Source organism: Micromonospora sp. NPDC048887 (assembly GCF_040649715.1).
Lineage (GTDB): Bacteria > Actinomycetota > Actinomycetes > Mycobacteriales > Micromonosporaceae > Micromonospora.
The window spans coordinates 454,251-470,717 of sequence record NZ_JBEZGA010000003.1 but is presented as its reverse complement, the minus strand read 5'-3'; the positions used below and the strand labels follow the sequence as shown (position 1 = coordinate 470,717).

11 protein-coding genes are annotated in these 16,467 nt (G+C 73.1%); 6 read left to right on the top strand and 5 right to left on the bottom strand.

The genetic code is table 11. The features are described 5' to 3' along the window. Positions 1 to 2 precede the first annotated feature (2 nt). On the top strand, positions 3 to 1,310 hold the full coding sequence (locus tag AB0C17_RS07635; RefSeq protein ID WP_357387223.1) for a hypothetical protein: 1,308 nt from the start codon (positions 3 to 5) through the stop codon (positions 1,308 to 1,310). 623 nt (positions 1,311 to 1,933) lie between these two features. On the opposite strand, the gene AB0C17_RS07630 is transcribed toward AB0C17_RS07635, so the two are convergent. Both AB0C17_RS07630 and AB0C17_RS07625 read right to left on the bottom strand, forming a co-directional pair. Beyond that, on the bottom strand, positions 1,934 to 2,944 hold the full coding sequence (locus AB0C17_RS07630; RefSeq protein ID WP_357477236.1) for a hypothetical protein: 1,011 nt from the start codon (positions 2,942 to 2,944) through the stop codon (positions 1,934 to 1,936). 185 nt (positions 2,945 to 3,129) lie between these two features. Continuing rightward, positions 3,130 to 5,994 carry a CHAT domain-containing protein gene (locus AB0C17_RS07625; RefSeq protein ID WP_357387227.1) on the bottom strand — a complete coding sequence of 955 codons (2,865 nt, stop codon included), beginning with the start codon at positions 5,992 to 5,994 and terminating at the stop codon, positions 3,130 to 3,132. 58 nt (positions 5,995 to 6,052) lie between these two features. On the opposite strand from AB0C17_RS07625, the gene AB0C17_RS07620 reads away from it, so the two are divergent. Together AB0C17_RS07620 and AB0C17_RS07615 are read left to right on the top strand one after the other, a co-directional pair. After that, complete coding sequence (locus AB0C17_RS07620) at positions 6,053 to 7,012, top strand: hypothetical protein (protein ID WP_357387229.1); 960 nt, start codon at positions 6,053 to 6,055, stop codon at positions 7,010 to 7,012. 90 nt (positions 7,013 to 7,102) lie between these two features. Then, a complete protein-coding gene (locus tag AB0C17_RS07615; RefSeq protein ID WP_357477234.1) occupies positions 7,103 to 9,472 on the top strand; it encodes a CHAT domain-containing protein in 2,370 nt (789 codons plus the stop codon). A gap of 40 nt (positions 9,473 to 9,512) precedes the next feature. Here the strand turns inward: AB0C17_RS07615 and AB0C17_RS07610 are convergent, their stop codons facing one another. Continuing rightward, a complete protein-coding gene (locus AB0C17_RS07610) occupies positions 9,513 to 9,911 on the bottom strand; it encodes a hypothetical protein (protein WP_357477231.1) in 399 nt (132 codons plus the stop codon). Between the two features lie 401 nt (positions 9,912 to 10,312). Between AB0C17_RS07610 and AB0C17_RS07605 the strand changes: the two genes are divergently transcribed. Continuing rightward, positions 10,313 to 12,370 carry a caspase family protein gene (locus AB0C17_RS07605; protein ID WP_357477228.1) on the top strand — a complete coding sequence of 686 codons (2,058 nt, stop codon included), beginning with the start codon at positions 10,313 to 10,315 and terminating at the stop codon, positions 12,368 to 12,370. Positions 12,371 to 12,427: 57 nt separating this feature from the next. Here the strand turns inward: AB0C17_RS07605 and AB0C17_RS07600 are convergent, their stop codons facing one another. Both AB0C17_RS07600 and AB0C17_RS07595 read right to left on the bottom strand, forming a co-directional pair. Continuing rightward, complete coding sequence (locus AB0C17_RS07600; protein ID WP_357467994.1) at positions 12,428 to 13,468, bottom strand: DUF4034 domain-containing protein; 1,041 nt, start codon at positions 13,466 to 13,468, stop codon at positions 12,428 to 12,430. 41 nt (positions 13,469 to 13,509) lie between these two features. After that, positions 13,510 to 14,538 carry an acetylxylan esterase gene (locus tag AB0C17_RS07595; protein WP_357467997.1) on the bottom strand — a complete coding sequence of 343 codons (1,029 nt, stop codon included), beginning with the start codon at positions 14,536 to 14,538 and terminating at the stop codon, positions 13,510 to 13,512. Between the two features lie 67 nt (positions 14,539 to 14,605). Between AB0C17_RS07595 and AB0C17_RS07590 the strand changes: the two genes are divergently transcribed. Both AB0C17_RS07590 and AB0C17_RS07585 read left to right on the top strand, forming a co-directional pair. Continuing rightward, the gene (locus tag AB0C17_RS07590; protein ID WP_357477225.1) at positions 14,606 to 15,535 is read left to right on the top strand and encodes an ABC transporter permease subunit; all 930 of its coding nucleotides are present in this window, start codon (positions 14,606 to 14,608) and stop codon (positions 15,533 to 15,535) included. Continuing rightward, positions 15,532 to 16,458, top strand: coding sequence for a carbohydrate ABC transporter permease (locus tag AB0C17_RS07585; RefSeq protein WP_357387243.1), 927 nt, complete (start codon positions 15,532 to 15,534; stop codon positions 16,456 to 16,458). The genes AB0C17_RS07590 and AB0C17_RS07585 overlap by 4 nt, the downstream gene beginning before the upstream one ends. The last annotated feature ends 9 nt before the right edge of the window (positions 16,459 to 16,467 follow it).

Genomic DNA, 16,467 nt, shown 5'->3' with positions numbered 1-16,467 from the left:
CCATGACGGCGGACGCCATCGACCTGCTGCACCCGTCCGATGTCCTAGCCGGACGCGAACTCGTGTCCGCGTCCGGGCGCTCCGCCGACGACCGGGAGGTCCGGGTGGTCGGCGACGGGGTCCGCTGCGGACGCCCGGTGATCTACCCGGTGCCGGCTGCGGACCTGCCGCCGGCCCTGCGGCGGCGTGCCGACGCCGGCTACCGGTACGTGGGCGCCATCTTCGCCTTCGACCTCGGCGATCTCGCCGACGGCGAGCGCTATCAGGCGGTCCGGTTCGAGGTCGAGCTGACCGACCGGCGCGCCGTGGCGGTGCGGCTCGACGGTGACGGCGGCGCGGTGGGGCTGACCTTCGACGACGCCGGCCCGGCCCCGGCCTCCACGACCGCCGCGCACACGGTCACCGCCGCCCGGGCCCGGCCGGACTGGCTCCGCCGTCTGCTCAACCGATGGGGCGTCCCCCGGGCGTGGACGCTCGGCCTGCACCAGCACCGGTTCCGCTGGACGTACGAGGACCCGCGCGGCGTCCTCCTGTTGCCCCGGTCGTACGCCGTGCACGCGCTGATCGAAGTCCCCGCGGACCTCGCGGAGCTTCACGGCACGATCGACATGCACGTGGACGTGTCGACACGGACGTCCACGGTCCTGCACGCCGACCTGCGTGACTCGATCGCCTTCAGCGAGTCGATCCAGGTCACCGCCGGGCCGGCCGACGTGGCCGGCTCAGCGGCGGTGCGGCTCTGCATGGCCGCCGACGTGTCGGGTTACAGCAGCCGGACCAACGCCGAGACCGAACGGATCCAGAGTCTCCTCGTCGACGTTCTCGCCCGGGCCCGTCGCGCCGCGGGCATCGCCGACTCCGCGGTGGCGCCCCAGGCACACGGTGACGGCCAGTTCACGGTGCTGCCCTCCGGCATCGACGAGTCGGTGGTCATTCCACGCCTGGTCGAGGAGCTCGGCGCCGCCCTGTGCGAGGTGAACGCGATCGCCGCGCCGGAAGCCCGGCTGCGCCTGCGGTTGGCGCTGCACCGAGGTCTGGTCAAACCGGCGTGCAACGGGTGGGTGGGCTCGTCGACAATCGCCGTGCACCGCCTTCTCGACAGCCCTCCGCTGCGAGCGGCGTTGCGCGACAACGCGGCGGCCGACTTCGTGCTGGGCGTCCCGGACGTGCTCTTCAAGGACGTGATCGTGCACGCCGCCGAACCGCCGCTGCCGGGCGACTTCACACCCGTCATCGTCGACCTGCCGGAGAAGAGCTTCGTGGAGCACTGCTGGGTGGCCGCCAGCACCACCCTGGCGGTGCGAGCCTGACGAGGACGCCGGCCGGCTGACGACCGCGTCGCCGCCCCCTGCCGATTCCGGTTTCGGTCGGATTCCGCACGCCGCTTTCCCGATCTGATTCCGATCAGCGGCCGGGATATGGCCGAAAGGGATTCCCACACAACCGGGGGTGGCCGACGTGGAGTCGCACTGACCTGCGTTGACGGCGGCGCGGGAAGGCACTTGCCTGCCTTCCCGCGCCGCCTGTTCCCCCGCGTGCGGCATCGACCACTGCCACCAGCCCACCGCCACCCACACCCGTCCGTCCTGGCGGGCGGTCCGTCAGGAAGGGGTACGCCGGCGAGAGCCCGGCGGGACGGAGGTGGGCCGCCGATGACGACGAGGACGGCCGGTGCGGCGCGGACAGCCGGGCGGACGGACGTGCGACAGTCGCGGGCCGCGAACGTGATCGACACCTTCGCGGTGCGGAATCGTCTCGTGATCATTCAACCGGCCGGCCGGCGGTGCGGGTGAGACTCTCGCCGGAGCAGAGCGCGAAGCTCCAACGCCTCGTGGAGGAGGAGCTTCGCGCTGCCGTGCGCGCCGCCGCGGCCGACGGTGTCCCCACCGACGGGCTGGCCGCCGACCTCGACGAGCGCCGCCGGGCTGTGGAGTCAGCGCTCGGGGCCACGGACGATCTGCTGGACGGCCGCGACCACCCGGGCGACGACGGCGGGGTCGGCGAGTCTCGCTGAGACCCGCTCGTCGAAGGCGGGCGCCGATCCCGGCGCGCGGTCCAGTTCGTCTCCCCCGGTGCCCTCCCCGAACACCGCGGTGACGATCCGCACGACGGCCTCGTCCGGATCGACGCCCCGGCCCAGCGCCTCGTCGAGTGCCTCGATGACGGCCGCGGCGAGCGCTCGCAGTCTCACCTCGTCGATCTCGCCGCTGGTCGTCGGCGGGGCGTGGTCCGCGCTCTCGCCCACCGGCGTCGCCGCCACCGGGGCCGGCTTGGCGCCCATCGGCCGCTCGACGTACATGGCGAACCAGGCTGGGCGGCGCCGCATCGCCGCGAGCACCTCCTCGACCTCGCGCACCACCGCCGCCGGGTCGCTTCCCACCCAGTCGCCGGTCGCGGCGACACGCCGGGCCGCCCAGCTCTGCAGCGGCCACACATCGGCACCGGCGCTGACGGTGACACCCACCCAGTTGAGGATCTCGACGGCGAGTTCCATCAGCCAGGCGTCGTAGCCGAGCGCGTCGGCCAGCCAGCCGGGGACGCGCGGACGTTGCAGCGCTCCCCGCCGCCCCCGGCGCCGTCGGTGCGCGTCGACTGTGACAGCGGTCAGCCGTCGCGTCATCCACGCCTCCACGCTCCGGATCGGCGCCACCGCGTGCGTCAGGAGATCCTCCACGACCGCCTCCACGTCATCGTGGAAGCCGTCGAGGCAGTCGTCGGCCAACTGCGGCACGGCCGCCGCGCAGACGAAGTGGCCGCGCCGGTGTTCGACCGGCCGGGTGACGCGGGCGAAGACCAGCGGCCAGGCCACCGACCACGCGCCGGCGGTCAGCCGCCGGCGCTCCGCCGGTGACGCGGCCCGCGCCACGGCCGCCAACTGACCGTGCCCGGCCAGCAGACGGACGTAGGCGACCTCGGCGTCCGCGGCGGGGTGCGAACTCGTCACAGCGCTCCTTCCGATGCGGTGACTACCGGTGTGGAGCGTGCGGAGACCCGGCCGCGCGCTGGCTGCCGGTCGGCCGGTCAGGCAGCTCACCCCACGAATGACAGATCAATCGTGGGGTCGCCGCCGGTCGTCCGCCGGTCATCGCCCGGCCGACTCTGTGGCCAGTTGACGGCCAGCCGCCGGCCTCAGCGCCCGAAGTGGACGAACGCGGCCCAGCCGACCGGATCGGCCGTCGTGGTCCGGCCGAGCGCCGCGCGCAGCACGTCGGGCATCTCGGCGGGCACCTGACGCGTATCGGAGATCATCCACCGCTGGGCCGCGCGGAGGGCATCGGCCGGCGCGAGACCCTCGCGACGCAGGTAGTGGTGGAACATGTACATCAGCACCGACGTGGCGGCGTCCGGCACGCTCCACTGGGCACCGACGACAGCGCTGGCGGTGTTCGCGAGCAGCGTGGTGCTCAGGCTGAACGCCTCGTCGTCGGCGCGGCCGCAGACGCCGCTGCCGCACGCGGCGAGCACCGCCAGGGCGATGGAACGGGCCGGGGCGAACCGGACGATCTCCTCGGCCGACATCCGCTCCCCACCAGCCAGCAGGAGGTAGGACGTGTCGGCCCCGGTACGGCCGGGGCGTACCACGCCGTGGCAGGCCAGGTGCAGCATGGCGCCGGCGTGCTCGTCGGCGAGCCACCCGAGCAGGTCCGCCCGGGTGCCCACCCCGCCGTCGGCGGCGCCTCCGTCCGGGGTGCGGCCGACATACCGGGCGCGCGGATAGAACCGCTCCCGCACCGCCTGCGCCTCGGCCCGGGCCGCCGGCAGGTCCGCGGCGGCGCCCGCCGTGTCCGGGTCGCCCACCACCAGGCCGGAGTCGGACAGCGGTACCGGTGCACGCCAGGCCAGGTCGCACAGCAGACGTGCCGACGGCGCGTACGAGAACACCGCGTCCTCGATCGCGTACCGCACTCCCTCGTCCGTCACGTGGCGGGCGGCGTGCCAGGGAATGCGGGCCAGCTCGCCCACCGGGATCAGCACGAGGCGCGGCGCACGTCCGTCCGCCGGTTGCGGGCACCGTTCCAGCAGCGGACCGATCGCGGCCGTCCACGCCCAGTCGCAGACGTCGTCGAGGGTCTTGCGCGCCGTCCCGGCGGCCTCGGACCACGATCCGGCCACCGCCACCCGGCCGGCGAGGCTTTCGGCTGTGGTCGCGGTGAGGAACGCGTCGAAGCCTGCCGTGCCCTGCTTGCTCAGCGTCGCCAACGGGAACCAACTCGGCGGCTCCGCGCGTGGCACCATCACCACCGCACCCGACTTCTCGTCACCGGGCATCAGATAGACGAGCATGTCGGCACCCAGTCCGGTCAGCGCCGCCCGCATCTCGTCGAGGTCGGGCGGGGCGAGCAGCCGCGTCGCCGCGGCGTCGGGCGCGACCGTCGTCGTGCCGTCCTCGGTGATGGCGATCCCGGCCAGTGCCGCGATGACCTCGCGGCGCAGCTCGCCCGGCACGAGCTCGGGCTCGGTCTCGGCGACGGCGTCGCGCCAGCGTGCGGCGAGGCCGGCCCGGCCGGCACCGGCCAGGCGCGCGCCGAGGTCACGGGTCTCGGTGGCCGTGTAGAGGATCAGCGCGCGACAGGCGTCCAGCGCCAGCGCCGCGGATCCCGGATCGTCGTCGGCGAGGCACCACGCCGCGACGTCGAGCGCGTCGTCCGCGGCGTTCCGCGCGGCCGCGTCGGCGTCGCTGATGCTGCCCGTCAGCAACACGTTCCAGGCGTGCCCGCGCAGCCCGGCGAGCGCGACCTCCCGGCCCCGCCGCTTGTCGCCGGCCATCCGGTACGCGTGCGCCAACGGGTTGGACAACCGCGTCCACTGCTGGTGCTGGTTAGAACCGGCCAGTTCGCGTCCCTGTTCGAGCAGCCGGATGGCCTCGGTGAGATCCGCGCGGCGTGCCAGTTTCTCGACTCGGCGCAGGTACGCGGTGCCGAGGCTCGCCAGGTACGGCACCCGCCTCGGGTCATGGTCCGGCACCAGGTCCACTGCCGCGCGGAGGTCGCTGATCGCGGCGTCCAGCAGGCTCCTGTTGTCAATCCCGTGAGCCAACTCCGCGAACCCCAGCGCATGCAGGTGCATCGCGCGTTCGTGCGGCGGCTGGCCGGGCTGCTCGGCGAGCGCGCGCAACGCGGCGAGCTGCTCGTGCTGCTCCGGGCCGGTCGGATCGCTCCGCCACGGGGCGGTGCCCGTGTTGGCGGGACTCGTCATCTCCCGCAACGCTTCCATCTGCATCCGGGCGGCGCGCAGACCGTGCCGCAGGGGCTCGGCGGCGGGTAGCGACGACGCGGCCTCCTCCGCCCGGTCCAGGGCCGGCCACATGGCCGCCAGGTCGCCGCGGGCCGCCGCCACGTTGAGTTCGAGGAAGCCCTTGACCGCCGCGAGCCGCACTTTCGCATCCTCGCGGTCGGGCATCAGGCCGAGCACGAACTCGATCGAACGTTCCAGGTCTGCCGACGACTCCGTCACCCGTGCCGGATTACCCTCCAGCGCACTGAGGAGGAAGCTGAGGCAGACACGCGTGTGCTCGACCATCTGCGCGTACGGCTGCCGATCGCCCACGACACGGGCCAGCCGCTCCACCTCGGCGAGAGCTCCCCGGGGAGTGACCCCGGGCGCGCTGTCCGCCACCGCCCGTGCCAGGGCGGTGGACCGCACGACCGCCGCGCCCAGCTCCGCCTCCGGCAGGGGGTGCGGGTCGGCGGCGGCGATCTCACACAACGCGACCGCTCGTTCGAGGTGCGCGGTGAAACGTCCCGAGCGGAGGATGGCGTTGACCAGGATCTGCGCGAGCTTGCACCGCCCCGGCAGGTCTTCGGGAAGCATGTCGAAGTCCGCGAGAGCCGCCGACAGGTCGTCCGGCCGCCGGCCGTGCTGGTCGAACGCGACCAGGCGCAGCCAGCAGCGGGTGAAGCGCCACGGCCCGCTGTCCGCCTGGCCGACCGTCGTCATCGCTGCCGATGCCGAGTCGACGAGCGTACGCAGCGCGTCATCGGGTACCTGAGCCAACGTGACCCCACAGAGTACGGTTCCGGTTGACGACTACTGACGGACCGGGGAGGCGGTCGTGTCCCTTCAGGACGAGCTCCACCGGGAACTCGTTGAACTTCGCCGGCGGCGGGGCCTGCTGAGCGCGTCACTGGGCCGGCTCGTGGGACCACGGCTGCACGAGCTGAGCGGGACCACGCCGACCGACCCGGACCGGGTGGTGCGTGAGCGGGTCGGGCGGACGTTGCTCTCGCTGGCCCGGGACCTGCCGGCGGACCTGGTCCGTGTGGTCGAGCTGACCTACGCCCTCGACACCGAGCACGCCTACGCCGACCTGACCACCCGGCAGGCTCAGCTGGGCCGGGAGCAGAGATACGAGATGCGGACCGCCCGGCGCCGTTCGGAGCAGGTGACCGAGTTGCTGGCCGCGGCGGCGGAGGCCGACTGGGCGACGCGCCTCGCGGGGGATCTCGACTCCGGGTGGCGGGTCCGGTCGCTGGAGGCGCTGCTGCGGCTCGACACCCCGACGCCGGAGTTGTACGAGGCCCGGACCATCGTCGCCACCCGGGATCTCGACGAGATCGTCGTCCGGCTCGACCTGCCCCGCCCGGACACCGACAGCTCGGACGGCGCCGACCTCCGCATCGACGTGCTCTACGGCGCACGTATCCGCAGCGTCGAACGGGGCAACGGCAACCGCCACTTCGAGGTCCGGCTCGCCCTGCCCGAGACGCTGAGCGCCGACCGGAACCACAAGCTGTGCATGCACTTCCGGGTGGCGCCCGGGCAGCGGATCCGCGACCGCTACGTGATCACTCCGCTGGATCCCTGCGACTACGGACTGGTGCGGGTCCGCTTCGCCGGTCGCGAACCCGCCGCGCTGTGGCGGATCGACGGGCTGCCGCAGGGGCTGCTCGACGATCCGGACCGCCGGCACGACCGGCTCAGCGTGGACGGCGCGGGTGACGTCGTGTCGGAGTTCCGGCGGCTGCGACAGGGGCGCGGCTACGGCGTGGGGTGGCGGTTCGCGCAGCCGTGACCCGGCGGGCGCCCCGCTGTCCGTCAGGAACGGATGTGGCCCGGTTCTGTCGCGGGCCGAGGGCGACGCACCGGAAGGCCGGTACCGGAGATGGACGGCGAGCACCTGTTGAACGTGATCGTCGGCATGTCGATCGACGACCTCCCCGACGCCATCGACCATTTCACCGAGTCGGGTGACCGGCTCGCCCGCGCCATGGCGTACGCCCGTCTCCATCAGCACGACCGCCGGCCGGAGACACTCGCGCGCGCCGAGTCGGACTTCGCGGCGGCCGGCGGCAGCCCCGCCGACCGCGCCCAGGTGGCACGGGTGCTGGCCGCCCAGCGAGCCAAGGAGGCCGCCTTCGGCGCGCCCGGTGACGTCGGGCCGCTCCAGCGGATTCTCGACGAGGCCGAGGACGACCCGTCGAGTCCCGGTGACCGCGCCATGCTGGGCGTCATGACCGACCTGGCCGGCGCCCTGCGCGGGGGACCCGCCCATGACCTTGAGGGCACGCTGACGCGGCTCTCGTCGATCAGCGTTCCGCCCGACAGCCCTCACGCCGCGATGCTGCCGTTCATGAAGGCGGCGCTGGCGGCGCAGATCGCCGCCCCCGACGATCGAGCCGCCGTGGAGGATCTGCTCGATCAGGCCCGGTCGACCCGCAGGGAGCTGTGGAAGCACGGACAGCATGCGTCGACCGGCGAGTTCCTGGAGGCCTCGGCCCGGCTGATCGACGCGGCGCAACGGCAGGACCTCCGATCGGCGGAGGAGGCGCTCCGGAGCATGCGCGAGGCACTCGACCGCACGCCCGCTGACCACCCGGGTGTGGCCGACCTCCTTGAGCACGTCAAGCAGAACAAGGCTCAGCTCGACGGCCTGCTCTCGACCATCGCCGCCGGCCCGCCCCCGGCCTCCGATGACGCCGCCACGCCCGCCGACGACGTGGCTCGGCTGATCGCCGACGGCTGCCGGCTCGTCGCGCAGGCCCAGACCGGCCAGGACCTCGACCTGCTGCGCCGTGGCATCGACGACCTGGCCGGCGCCGTCCGGGTCGCTACCGAGGACGACCCGCGGCTGCCCGCCGTACGGATGGTGCTCGGCCACGCGCTCACGCTGGCCCACCGGGTCGGCCGGGACGACACCGCGCTCACCCGGGCGGTCGACCAGCTCACCGCTGCGGTGCGCGAGGCGGCCCAGCCGGGCCACCCGGTCTTCGCGCCGGCCGCACACGCCCTGGCTCACGCACACCTCGAAGCGGGTAGCGCCCGCGCCGCCTGCGACGTGGGCCTGCGTGGCCTGTCCGGGTACGCGTACCAGGTGCTGCTGGGCAGCGGTACGGAGGACGCCGTCACGATCGCGCGGGACGGGGCGACGACGGCCGCGGAGGTGGCACGCTGGTGCCTGGCCCAGAACGACGTCCAGGCCGCCGGGACGGCGTTGGACACCGGCCGCGACATGCTCCTGTACGCGGCGACGGTGGCCGCTACCGTTCCGGAGCTGCTGACCGCAGCCGGTGAGCCCGACCTCGCCGCGGGCTGGACGGCCGTGGACGGCGTCCTGGACGTCGCCGGGGCACGACGCGCCGCGCGTGCCACCGCCGCGCTGACGAGTTCCGCGACACCTGCCGTCGGTCGCCTGCTCGGCCCGACGAGCTTCGACGAGATCCGCGCGGCACTGGCAGCGCTGGGCCGGGACGCGCTCGTCCATCTGCTGCCCGAGGACGGCAGCGGTGGCGGCCTCGCCGTCATCGTGCCGCGCGAGGAAGCGCCCTTCTCGCTTGAGCTGCCGGCGCTCACCGTGCCGCCGGCGGCCGGGCCGTGCTCCGCGGAGACGGGCGAGTGGGCGTGGCGGGCAGCCATGGGCCCGTTGCTGCACGCCCTGGGCCGCGCCCCGGATCCGGGCCGCCCGGCGCGGCTGACGCTCGTCGCGCCCGGAGCGCTGGCCGCGGTGCCCTGGCAGGCCGCCCGCGCCCCGGACGGCCGGTACGCCGTGCGGGAGGCCGCCCTCTCGTACATCGTCTCCGCCCGGCTGTTGTGCGAGCTGGCCTGGCGAGGGCCGGTGGCGTCCGGTGCCGAGGTGACAGGCGACGCCGGCCTGACGCCGCACGCGATCCTGACGCGGCCCGTCGGGGCGGACGTCGTCACACTGCCGCCCCGCCCCGGCGGGGCCGAGGTCGCCGGGGCCGACGACCCGGCGTTCGCGGCGGCGACGGCGTACCTGGTCGGCGGCGCCCGTACCGTGTTCGCCGCCGGATGGCCGGCGCCGGGCTCCTCGGCGCCGCTGCTCGCCTTCATGACCTCGCACTTCCGGCGGGAAGGGCTGCCCCCGGCGGACGCGCTGCGCCGCGCCCAGTTGTGGATGCTCGACGGCGGCCGCACGGCGCCGCACTCGATGCCTGACCAGCTACGCGCGGAGGCGGGCGAGGCGGGATACGCCGAGGTCGCCGCGTGGGCCGGGGTCAGCCACCACGGCCGGTAGGCGACGGCCGACCGCCGGCCGTGTCCGCCTGACCACCGCGTCAGCCGGCGACCGGGCCGGGCCCCGCCTTGGCGCCGACGATCTTCAGTGCGGCGGCCGCGATCCGGTCCACGTCGACATGCCCGCTCAGCGCATCCAGCACCGTTTCGCCCGGGTCCGTGCCGGCATGCTCGACATCGGTTGCCACGCTCCCCCGCCCGAAGACGGTGGCGAGGACGTCGGCCACCACCTCGGCCGCGGACTCGCCCCGCCCGATCCGTTCCTCGATCGCCTCGACGGCGTGGGCGGTGAGCCGGGTCAGCTCCGCGTCGACCCGCGGGTCCAGGCCGGCCGGCGAAAGCGGTGCGACCTGCCGCGACGCGCCGGGCGCGGGAGCCCGGCGAGCGACGGGCATCCGGGTCGCGTCCCGTTGCTGGGACCGCACTGCCGAAGCACCCACTGCGGCTCCTTCCAGAGCAGATTCGTCAGGGATGGTCTCCGATCGCGCCACGGCCGGCGGGATCGGACGGACACAGCCTGCCCCCGGTACGGGGCGTCACGCGACAACGCGGCCGCACCGCTGGGCCCGGGGAGCCACATTCAGTCTCTTCAGTGGATCGCTCCACATCGGTCGGACCCGGCGGCGGGGCCGGCCCGCGTCGCCGGAGGGTCATCCGGCGACGGGTCGTGAACCAACTCGACAAATGCCCCTCCGACGTCCACCTGTCCCCGATGTGGGGTCTTGCACCAGTGGCGATTCTGTGCAACGAGATCGTCGGCGGTCACCGGGGCGGCCGGTCCGTCAGATACCTGTGTCACCTCCGACGAATCGCTCGGCGGATCGGGAAGGGCGGGAACTCCGTGTCGTCGCTGTACGCGCTGCTGGTCGGCATCAACTCGTATCGGGCACCCGGGCTGAGCCGGCTCTCCGGGTGCCACAACGACGTCGGGCGGGTGGAACAGCTCCTCGACGCCCGGTTCGGATCCGGCCCGAAGGCGCACGTCCGGACGCTGCTCGACGAGCAGGCGACCCGGGCGGCGGTCGTCGCGGTGTTCCGCGAGCACCTGGGCCAGGCCGGCCCCGGCGACACCGCCCTGTTCTGGTTCAGCGGGCACGGCTCACGCTCGCCCCTGCCGCCGGAGCTGTGGTATCGGGAGCCCAGCGGCTGGTGCCAGACGCTCGTGTGCCACGACAGCCGGGCCGGCGGGACCGCACCGCCCGATCTCCTCGACTGCGAACTCCGGGTGCTGATATCGGAGGTCGCGGCCCGCGGCGCGCACGTCGCCGTCGTCCTCGACAGTTGCCACTCGGCCGGTGCCACCAGGACCGGCCCCAGCACCGACCCGCAGACGGATGAGGTGATCCGGATCGCGCCGGTCGCCTCTCGCTGGGCCGAGCCCGCCACGCGCCCGCCTGCGCTGGAGTCGCTGCTACCGGAGCTCGTCGCCGCGACGAACGATGCCGCCCTCGGCGGCGACCTCGCCGCCGGTAGCCGAGACGTCGGTCCGGACCAGGCCGGCGTCGACCACGTGGCGCTCACGGCGTGCCGCGACGAACAGCAGGCGTACGAGACCGGGCCGTGGAACCGGCGCAACGGCATCTTCACCCTCGGCCTGCTCAACGCCATCGAGCGGCTGGGCCCCGGTGCCACCTACCGCGAACTGATGGTCGCCGCCCGGTGCGCCGTCGAGAACGCCAGGGACCGTCAGGTGCCGACGCTGTACCCGGCTGACCACGACATCGTCGACCAGCCCTTTCTCGGTGGCGCGTTCCGGGCGCCGGCGGGCGCGCTCGTCATGCGGTTCAAGCGTGGCAGTTGGGAGATCAACGCCGGGTCGATCCATGGGATCAAGGCCGCGGCCGGCGACGACGTGCGGGTCGCCGTACACCTCGAGAACCCGGTACGCGAAGCGCGAGTGACCCGCGTACGGACCGAGGTCAGCGTCGTCGAACCCCTCGGCTGGACGCCCGACACCGGTCGCCAGTACGACGTGGTGCTCTCCCGGGTGCCGATGCCCGCGGTCACGGTGGCGGTCGGGGGGACGAGCCGGGACGAGCCGGAAACCGCCCGCGCCGTCATCGAGGCGATGCGGAACGCGGGGCCCGGCGGGTCCCCCTCACCGCATCTGCGGGTGGTCCCGCTCGACGGCTCGGAGACGATGCCCGATCTGAGGGTCTCCACCGGCGGCGGCCGCATTCGCGTTCTCTCCTTCGACGGTACGCCGTTGACGGACGACCTGACCCGCGCCGACGTGCACACGGTCGTGGACCGGCTGGAGCACCTGGCCCGCTGGCGCACCATCCGGAACCTGGCGAACCCGGTCTCCCGGCTCGCCGACGCGGTCAAGATCGAGGTGGTGGCGGCGGAACCGGGCGAGATCAGCGCACCGCGCGACCGGGCGCCGTACAAGCCCGGCGACGACGGGGCCGTCCTGCTGACGTACGCCCGCGCCGGCGACCGGTGGGCGCCACCGATGGTCTTCATCCGGCTCCGAAACACCAGTGACCGGCCGCTCTACTGCGTCCTGCTCGACCTGACCGACCGGCACGCCGTCCACCCGCACCTGTTCCCCGGCCGGATCATCGCACCCGGGAACTGCGGCGCGGCCTTCGACGGTGGCCTGGTCGCCTTTCAACTGCCCGAGGACCGCGCCGTCGAGCCCGGGGCCGAGACGCGCGACTACCTGCAGTTGCTCGTGTCGGAGGAGGAGTTCCCGGCCACGTCGTTCCACCTCGGCGCGCTGGGCACCCAGAGGGCCGTCGATTCGAGCCCGAGCCGCTCCGGGTCGTTCACCGGCATCCTCGACCGGCTGGGGATGACCGCCCTTCATCGCGAGGCGGTTCGCCCGCCCGCCGCGGCACCGGACTGGGCGAGCAGCGTCCTGACGGTACGCACGCGGGTGCCGGAGATCTCGTGAACGGCGGACAGCGCGGCCGAGACGTCCCAGTCGACGAGACGTCCCCGTCGTAGGCGGTCAGGCGGCGCGGCGGGCGCGGCGACGGGCGCGGAGGAAGACGGTGTCGCCCCGCTCGTCGCCCCACCACGCCCACGGAACGCCTGTCACGTACCGGCCGATCGACGCGAACACCGGTGCGGCCTCGGCGTCGCGGCCGGTGCGCGCCAGTCCGTACGCCAGGAAGTTCGCGTCGTCGAGCCAGTCGGCGTGCCGGGTGGCCGGCTGGTGGAACCACCGGGACAGCGCGTTGTCGAGATCCGATCGCATGACCGGATCCTGCCGCCACCGCTCGCTGATCTCGTCGGCGGTGCCGCCTTCGGGTTCGCGATCCTGCTCCCACAGTGCCCACTCCGCGGCGGCCCGCACCGGCAGCACGAGCAGTGGCGAGCCCGTGGGCGCCGTGGCGGCGACCGAGCGGGCGAAGCCGAACATCGCCTCGTGCGAGCCGCTCCACTTCCGGCAGTGGTAGGTCAGCCTGAGTACGTGGCCCTGATGGTGCCGGGGATCCCGCTTGGTCAGCTCGCGCCACGTCTCCTCGACGTCCTCCAGTGGCGCACTCTGGTCGATCATGAGGTCCAGCCGGTGCGCCCACGGCGTGGGGTCGTCCGGCGCGAGCCGCATCGCGAGATCGTTCACCTGCCGGGCCAGGCCCAGCAGGCGGCGGAACTCGGCCCACTGCTCCGGACGTACGCCGGCGGCCCAGTCGCCGCCGCGCACCTCCCACGCCCGGGCCATCAGGGAACGAGCACGGACGAGCTGGGCGTCCGGGTCGGCGGGCGCGCGCGAGGCCCAGCGATCGGTCCAGGCGGCGGTGGTGTCGACCCGGCCGGTCGTCTTGTCGATCCGGGATCCGAGCCCGCCGGCTGTCGACTCGGCCAGCACACGGACGTACCGTGCCCGGCGGTCGTAGTCGTCCCGCGTGGCGGCCAGGGCCTTCCGGGCCGGTCCGATGTCGGAGCCGTACCGCGCCTGCGTGCACGCCTCGCGCAGCACCGCGTCGTCCTGCGCCAGGTTGGGGTCGATCTGGCGGGTGAGCAGCCGCCACACGGTCGAGATCATGATCAGGATGGTAGATGTCGCGGGCCTCGCCGGTGTGCCCGTCAGCCGGCGGCCGTCGCGGCGGAACGGATCACCGCGTCGAGCCAGCGCAGCTGCCGCCGGACGTGGAAGGCCTCCCCGCCCTCGTGGCCGTTGAACGGGTACGTGTGCATCTCCCGTGGCGGCGTGGCCGATCCGCTCGCGGCGGCGTACTGGTTGTAGGCGGCGAAGCCGGTGCTCGGCGGGCAGACCTCGTCCCGCAGGCCGATCCCGAAGTGCGCCGGGGCGGTGGCCCGCCGGGCGAAGGCGACGCCGTCAACGTAGGACAGGGTGTGCCGGACCGACTCCTCGGCCTCGCGGTGCACCGCCAGGTAACCGGCGATCTCGCCGTAGGGGGAAGCCCCGGTGAGTTCGATGGCGCGCTGGATGTCGCACATGAACGGGGCGGTGACCAGGAGCGCGGCGAGGCCGCCGACGAGGCCCGCCGCCGCGAGCGCGAGTCCGCCGCCCTGGCTGTTGCCCACCGCGGCGACGCGGTCCGGGTCCACCCCGGGCAGTGCGCGGACGGCGTCGATCGCGCGGACCGCGTCGGTGATCAGCCTGCGGTAGTGGTAGTCGTCCGGGGACAGGATCCCCCGTGTGGCCGGGCTGGGCCCGCCGGGCGCGTCGTGCGGGTCCGGGGTGTCGCCATGGCCGAACAGTCCGGCCTGCCCCCGGTTGTCCACCAGCAGGTGGGCGTAACCGGCCACCGGCCAGGTGAGCCGCTCGCCCGGCAGGCCCCGGCCGCGTCCGTAGCCGGGGTACTCCACCACGGCGGGCAGCGGCGTGGACACCCCCGCGGGACGGGTGTACCAGGCCCGGACCGGTTCGCCGGCGAAGCCGGCGAACGTCACGTCCCACACGTCGACCAGCCGCAGGCAGGTGGGTTCGGGGCGGGCGTCGACGAGCACCGGGGTGGCCCTGGCGGTGGCGAGGGTGGCGAGCCAGAACCGGTCGAAGTCGGCGGGTTCGACGACGTCCGGCGAGTAGCGACGGAGCTGGTCGAGGGAGATATCAATCGACGCTCTTGACACGAAGATAACGATACCCATAAATTTCCGAAAAGCTTACAGCGCATTACCGGAAAGTTCCGGCCGACGGTCAGTGGGGAGGATGAGCTTGGCATCCCCGACCCCGCGCGGTCGTCGTACGCCCTGGCGGCGGGCCCTGCGCCGGGACTGGCAGCTCTACTCGCTCGCAGTCCTTCCGCTGCTGTTCTTCCTGACGTTCCGCTACCTGCCGATGCTCGGCAACGTGATCGCGTTCCGGCGCTTCCAGCCGGGCGGCAGCCTCTTCGGCGAGTACTGGACCGGGCTGCGGTACTTCCGGTTGTTCTTCACCGACCCGACCTTCTGGAACGTGTTCACGAACACGCTCGTGCTCGGCGCGCTGACCCTGGTGTTCTGCTTCCCGCTGCCGATCGTGCTCGCGCTGCTGCTCAACGAGGTACGCAACCGCGCCCTCAAGCGGTTCGTCCAGTCGGTGTCCTACCTGCCGCACTTCCTGTCGATCGTGATCGTGGCCGCCATGGTCCTCCAGCTGCTGTCGGTGGACGGCGCGGTGAACCAGATGCTGCGCGCCGTGGGCGGCGAGCCGGTCCCGTTCATGCAGCAGGCCGGCTGGTTCCGGACGATCTACGTCTCCTCCGAGGTCTGGCAGACCGTCGGCTGGGGCACCATCCTCTACCTCGCCGCGCTCACCACTGTCGACGGCGACCTGTACGAGGCGGCCCGCATCGACGGCGCCAACCGGTGGCGGCAGACCTGGCACGTGACGCTGCCGGGGATCCGGCCGACGATGGTCACACTGCTGATCCTCAACATCGGCACCTTCATGGCCGTCGGCTTCGAGAAGATCCTGCTGCTGTACAACCCGCTCACCTACCCGACGGCGGACGTCATCTCGACGTACCTGTACCGGGTGGGCATCGTCTCGGGGAACCTCAGCTACGCCGCCGCGATCGGCCTGTTCGAGTCCGTGATCGGGCTGACGCTGGTGCTGTCGGCGAACGCGATCTCCCGGCGCACGGTGGGGACGAGCCTGTGGTGAGCACGCGCGCCCGCACGAGGGCGCCGGCCACCCGGCCGCGTGGCCCCCGGCCCACAGCGGGCTACCGGGTCTTCCAGGTGGTGAACGCCGTCGTCCTGACCGGCGTCGTGGTGGTGACCCTGTATCCGTTCCTCACCATCGTGGCCCGCTCGCTCAGCGACAACGCGTACATCGTCGCGGGTGAGGTGAACCTCGTGCCGCGGGGGTTCAACCTCACCGCGTACCGGGTGGTGACGTCGGACCCGACGTTCTGGGTCAGCTACCGCAACACCGTCTTCTACACGGTGGTCGCCACGCTCATCTCCGTCGTGCTGACCACCTGCTACGCGTACGTGCTGTCGAAGAGACACCTGCGCGGCCGCACCGCGCTGGTCGGGATCGCCGTGTTCACCATGTTCTTCACCGGCGGCCTGATCCCCAACTACGTCCTGGTCACCAGCCTGGGGCTGAAGAACACCGTGTGGGCGATCGCCCTGCCGAACGCCATAAACGTGTTCAACCTGCTGGTGATGAAGGCGTTCTTCGAGAGCCTGCCGGTCGAGCTGGAGGAGGCCGCCGCCGTCGACGGGCTGAACACGTACGGCACGCTGCTGCGGATCGTCCTGCCGCTGTCGAAGGCGATGGTCGCCACGATGGTGCTGTTCTACGCCGTCTCGTTCTGGAACTCCTGGTTCGCCGCGTTCCTCTACATGGACCGTCAGGACCTGCTCCCGGTGACCGTCTACCTGCGCAACCTCATCGCGGGCGCGACGGACGCCACGCAGACCGGCGGCGGCCTCGGCAGCGCGGGCGACATCGTCCAGTCCGCCGCCACCATCCAGTCCGTGACCATCGTGCTGACGATCCTGCCGATCCTCGCGGTCTATCCCTTCATCCAGCGGTACTTCGTCTCCGGGATCATGCTCGGCGCCGTGAAGGGATAGCCGCCCGCA

Excerpts from the sequence above, each read along its gene's own strand:
- AB0C17_RS07600 (WP_357467994.1), bottom strand. The coding sequence starts at position 13,468 with ATGATCTCGACCGTGTGGCGGCTGCTCACCCGCCAGATCGACCCCAAC.
- AB0C17_RS07635 (WP_357387223.1), top strand. The coding sequence starts at position 3 with ATGACGGCGGACGCCATCGACCTGCTGCACCCGTCCGATGTCCTAGCC.
- AB0C17_RS07595 (WP_357467997.1), bottom strand. The coding sequence starts at position 14,538 with ATGGGTATCGTTATCTTCGTGTCAAGAGCGTCGATTGATATCTCCCTC.
- AB0C17_RS07615 (WP_357477234.1), top strand. The coding sequence starts at position 7,103 with ATGGACGGCGAGCACCTGTTGAACGTGATCGTCGGCATGTCGATCGAC.